The 2,167-nt window shown below is 48.1% G+C and carries 1 protein-coding gene; it reads left to right on the top strand.

What is annotated here, in order from left to right; translation table 11 throughout:
* The first annotated feature begins 965 nt into the window (after positions 1-965).
* Positions 966-1,382, top strand: coding sequence for a hypothetical protein (locus V9K67_RS26915; RefSeq protein ID WP_336728207.1), 417 nt, complete (start codon positions 966-968; stop codon positions 1,380-1,382).
* The last annotated feature ends 785 nt before the right edge of the window (positions 1,383-2,167 follow it).

Here is a 2,167-nt window from a genome sequence, read left to right as displayed (position 1 = left end):
TGCCGCATAAGGCTTTGTAACGACTTTATTAATCCTTAGATTCGAACAAAACATCAGTTTTTAGACAAACTGACGTTATGGGCAAGGCAACCAGTTTTAAAATAGTTGCCGGTAAGCTGAGTCGGTTTGCATTTTCAGAGCCCCGCCTCTATGGGACAGGCAAAGGGGAAGTTGCTTTACTTTTTTTGCAAACCCTTCCAGCAGGGTCAAGGCTCGTTTCTTTCCCACGGGTTGGCGGCCCTTCGCCGCTCGATACACTTACTGTTTAGACACAGCTATGGAATTTGATAGGGGTCAACTGAAAGCCTCCGCCAGCTTTGCCAGCGGTCCAGGTGGACGGACAGGCCGTGGCCCTCCGCACATTTCCTGTAGCATCGTGACAGGAGACAGGAGCCCAGCCCATAACATAGGCTTGCCAAAAGCCTGGTGACATTAAACTTGAAATATTTATTAAGGCTGGTCGGCCTTCGGCAAGCCTTCTACCGTTATGGGCAAGGCAACCAGCTATTCAAATAGTTGCTGGTAAGTTGAGGTGGTTTTCATTTTCAGGACCATGCCTCTGTGGGACAGAACAGGGGAAGCTGCTTAGCTTTTTGCAAACCCCTCCAGCAGGGCCATGGTAGATCCTTTCCCACGGTATGGCCGCCCTCCGCAGCTCGATCTACTTCGCGCCAAGAGACAGATATGGAAATTTGATAGGGGTCAGCAGAAAGCCTCCGCCGGCTTTTGCCAACGTCCCTGGTGGACGGACAGGCCGCGACCCTCCGCACATTTCTTGGAATATCGTGACTGCAGACAGGAGCCCTGCCCATAACCAGGTCTTGGCGAAAGGGCGGCTGAAGTGCTATATTTAAGCTTTAAAACAACTCCGGACTGCGGAATACGGGTGAAGTGGCAGTGCATAAATGCCGCTCCTTCGCCAAGCCCTCGGCCGTTGTGCGCAACATGACAGACATTCCAACTTTATGGATGATAAATTAGACAATTACATAAGCACTGAACAAAAAATAAAGCGGTATCATTCGGAAGAAATCATGCTCATTCTTTTTATTTGTTCAGCAGATTTGTCAGACTACAAAAAAGAAGATCTGGTCAATTTTTCAGAAGCAATTGAGGGACGGATTGAAGTATTGTTTGAACCAAGCTTTCTACTGGGTTTGAGCGACCATCTTGAAATAACCCCTGAAGTTCTTGAAGATTTTCAAAGGCTGAGAGAACTTCTGATAAGTTTCTATTCAAGTAGTTGGCATAAGAAAATGCAGGAAAAAGCGATTTGGGGTAAAGTAAGCGATCTTAGTTCTGGCCTACTTAAAAGGCTAAATATTGACTGGGTTGAACCTAATAAATTTATTGACAACCATTTAGAGGTTGATTGGACTTAGCTGACCGACGCGCACAACATGCGGCTTTGCGTCATGGCGGGGTGATGGATGTAGCTTCAGCTTTTTGCCCGCTGCTCGGCTGAGGTTCCAGCGTGACGAATAAAGCCATGCCTTTAATTCTTATTTTCAGCAATAAAACAAATTTGGGCTACATTTTCGGGGCGACTTATCACAGAATGCCGCCACGGATGCAAAGCCCCTGAGCGTTATGGGCCAGGCACCAGTTATTAAACTTGCTGGCGGTAAGTTGAGACACCCTAATTTCCTTAGCATTCTACTTTCTGTGGAGCAGACAAGCGGAAGCCTCTGAATCTTTTTGAGCGTTATTCCCAGCAGTGCCCTGGTCGAGCCAGCTTTTCCGGCAAGCGTCACCCTGCACCCAGACAGGGCTTACAGCATGGGGACGAATTATGGTCGATAGAAAAGGGTTAGCTGAAAGCCTCTGCCGGCATTTGCAGCAGGCCCAGGTGGACAGACCGCACGAGAAGCCTCCGCCCAGACGCTTGAAACAGGCTTTGGCTGAGGGAAAGGTCGAGAGCCTCCGCTCATTTCATGTAGCACCTTGTAAGGTGATAGAGCCCGGCCCATAACATGGTCTTGGCGAAAGAGCGGCTGGAGTGCTATATTTAAGCTTTAAAATAATTCTGGGCTGTGGAATACAGGTGAGGCGACAAAGCAAAAATGCCGCTCCTTCGCCAAGCCCTCGCCCGTTGCCTGCAACCGTATTTCTTTCCAAAAGGTTCAAATGGATTTAATCTTTACAGCAGACAAAATACTTATATCAA

Origin of the sequence: Huijunlia imazamoxiresistens, from assembly GCF_037132455.1 — a bacterium.
Lineage (GTDB): Bacteria > Bacteroidota > Bacteroidia > Chitinophagales > Chitinophagaceae > Flavisolibacter > Flavisolibacter imazamoxiresistens.
This window is presented reverse-complemented; position numbering and strand designations above follow the sequence as displayed.